Consider the following 2,257-nt stretch of genomic DNA (forward strand, 5'->3'; position numbering starts at 1 on the left):
GAACAGACGAAGAAGCGATACCGCAAGAAGCCGACCGACACCGTGAGGCTGTGCGCAGACGATATTATGACACGGCTGAAATTGAAGTCCTACCAAGATACCTATGCCGAAGCGATGGCGAAATACGGGCTGCAAAGAGGCATAGACGGCTCGAAAGCTCGCCACAAGTCCACACAGCAGTATTATCGGGATATACAGAAACTTGCCGACGACCTCAAAGCGGAAGTGGTGGATTTGCAACAGCAGAAAGAAACGGCACGGGAAGAACTAAGACAGGCGAAAAAAGAAATACAGACCGAGAAGCTGAAAGGGGCAGCAACCACCGCAGCCGCTAACATCGCCGAGAGTGTCGGTTCTCTTTTCGGCAGCAACAAGGTCAAGACATTGGAAAGGGAGAACACCGCCCTGCATAGAGAGATAGCCGACCACGAGGAAACCATCGAAGCCCTGCAAGACAGAATACAGAACATGCAGGCAGACCACAGCCGACAGATGGCAGAAGTAGAACGGAAGCACCGCAGGGAGATAGCGGACAAAGAAACGAAGCACAAGGAGGAAATATCTTTCTTGAAAACGGTAATTGCAAGGGCTGCGGCATGGTTTCCCTATTTCCGTGAAATGCTCCGTATCGAAAACCTCTGCCGCCTTATTGGGTTCGATGAAAGACAGACCGCAACGCTCGTCAAGGGAAAGCCGTTGGAGTATGCAGGGGAACTCTACTCGGAAGAACACGGACGGAAATTCACGACCGAAAAGGCTGGGTTTCAAGTAGTGAAAGACCCCACGGACGGGACGAGATTAGTTCTTGCCATCGACCGAAAGCCCATTGCCGAGTGGTTCAAGGAACAGTTCGAGAAGTTAAAGCAGAACATACGCCGACCTATACAACCGCAAAGGAAAAGCAGAGGAATGAAACTGTAGAATTCCGATTTTAAACAGCGAGCAAATAAATCTGTTGCAACATAAGTGATTATCACAACTTTTCATTACTTTTGTGTTTGGATTGGGGAAACTCCGTCCAAGACATATTAGAAAAGAAAGAAGCGTTATGCTTATCTTGTTGTTGAAAACGTAGGAAATTTTCAAAATGAGCAAGGATGGCATAGTGGTTCTCACGCTATAGCGTGGGCTGCTATTACTACATCTGCTCATTAGGGTTTTCCTACGACCTTCAACAAAGACGTGGCATTGCAGTTCCACGCTTCTGTGTAATTAACGGCTTTATTGGAACTTAATGAGCCATAGGAATAAAGAAAAATATGAAATTAATCAAACAAATTATACCTATCGCTATTATTATAACATTAATGACATCTTGTGCATCAAGCAGGATTGTACTATCAAGCAATGCAGATGTAAGCAAGTACAAGTATGTTATTTTTGGTAGTGAATCATCAGGTGATAGAGAATTAGATGATATTATAATGGCAGTTCAAAATCAAATTGCAGAAACAAATCTAAAAGTGTTATCTACCTCTAATATCTCAAAGGTATTGGAGTGTTCTGATAGCATTCTTACGCCTAATATCCATGTTACTTCTGAAAAATGGGATGGAGGACATACATATATTACAGTAACATTTTACGACTACAATAACAATCAACGTATAGCAGTAGTAAAAAGTAGTGGAATAGGAATGACTGTAAGCCATGACCAAAATATAGCGTTAGGCGCAATAAGAAAAGAACTTGACAAATTATTTAAAGATAATTGAGTGTCCACCACAATGAGAATAAGATATGTACCCACACGATAATATTTTTAATATTTATTACAATATAGGTAAGCGAACACCATTTTTAGTTAAACGGTGTGAGTTGGGTTTAGCACGCTCATCAAGTGAAGAGAGGCGTATTGACCCTAATCGAGATAGAACCTTTTTAGTTGAAACAGTAAAGCCACGTGGTAAATATGGAAAAGCTTATGGTAAATGCTTTATGAATGGTAAACCTGATGACACTTATAGGAAAGAGTGTTATCCAAATATCAAAGATGAAGAAATCCCTTGTGCCGGATGTGGAGAGTGGGTTTTAATTGATGTTCCTGGCGTATCTCTTGATGAAATATTTCCTATTCACAAAGCGGATGAGATACTTATGTTTGGGAAATATAAAGGGAAATCTTTGGGGGATATTTATAAAATGGATTATCAATATCTTTATTGGTTAGAAACGACAGATAGGCTTTTCAAAATAGACTTTAAAGAGCTTAAACGATTGTATCCAAATGTCGAAAAAACTTTGGATATATCTATTT

Annotated in this window: 3 protein-coding genes; all 3 read left to right on the forward strand. The window is 41.0% G+C overall.

The features are described 5' to 3' along the window. The coding region (locus tag DW082_RS14025) for a mobilization protein (RefSeq protein ID WP_118459180.1) at window positions 1-921 on the forward strand (921 nt) is incomplete at its 5' end. Between the two features lie 338 nt (window positions 922-1,259). After that, window positions 1,260-1,715 carry a hypothetical protein gene (locus DW082_RS14030; RefSeq protein ID WP_049702880.1) on the forward strand — a complete coding sequence of 152 codons (456 nt, stop codon included), beginning with the start codon at window positions 1,260-1,262 and terminating at the stop codon, window positions 1,713-1,715. A 25-nt stretch (window positions 1,716-1,740) separates the two neighbouring features. After that, window positions 1,741-2,257 (forward strand): hypothetical protein (locus DW082_RS14035; RefSeq protein ID WP_118459182.1); only part of this gene is annotated, 517 nt, incomplete at its 3' end.

It is taken from the genome of Alistipes sp. AF48-12 (assembly GCF_003477565.1).
Taxonomy (GTDB): Bacteria; Bacteroidota; Bacteroidia; order Bacteroidales; family Rikenellaceae; genus Alistipes_A; species Alistipes_A hominis.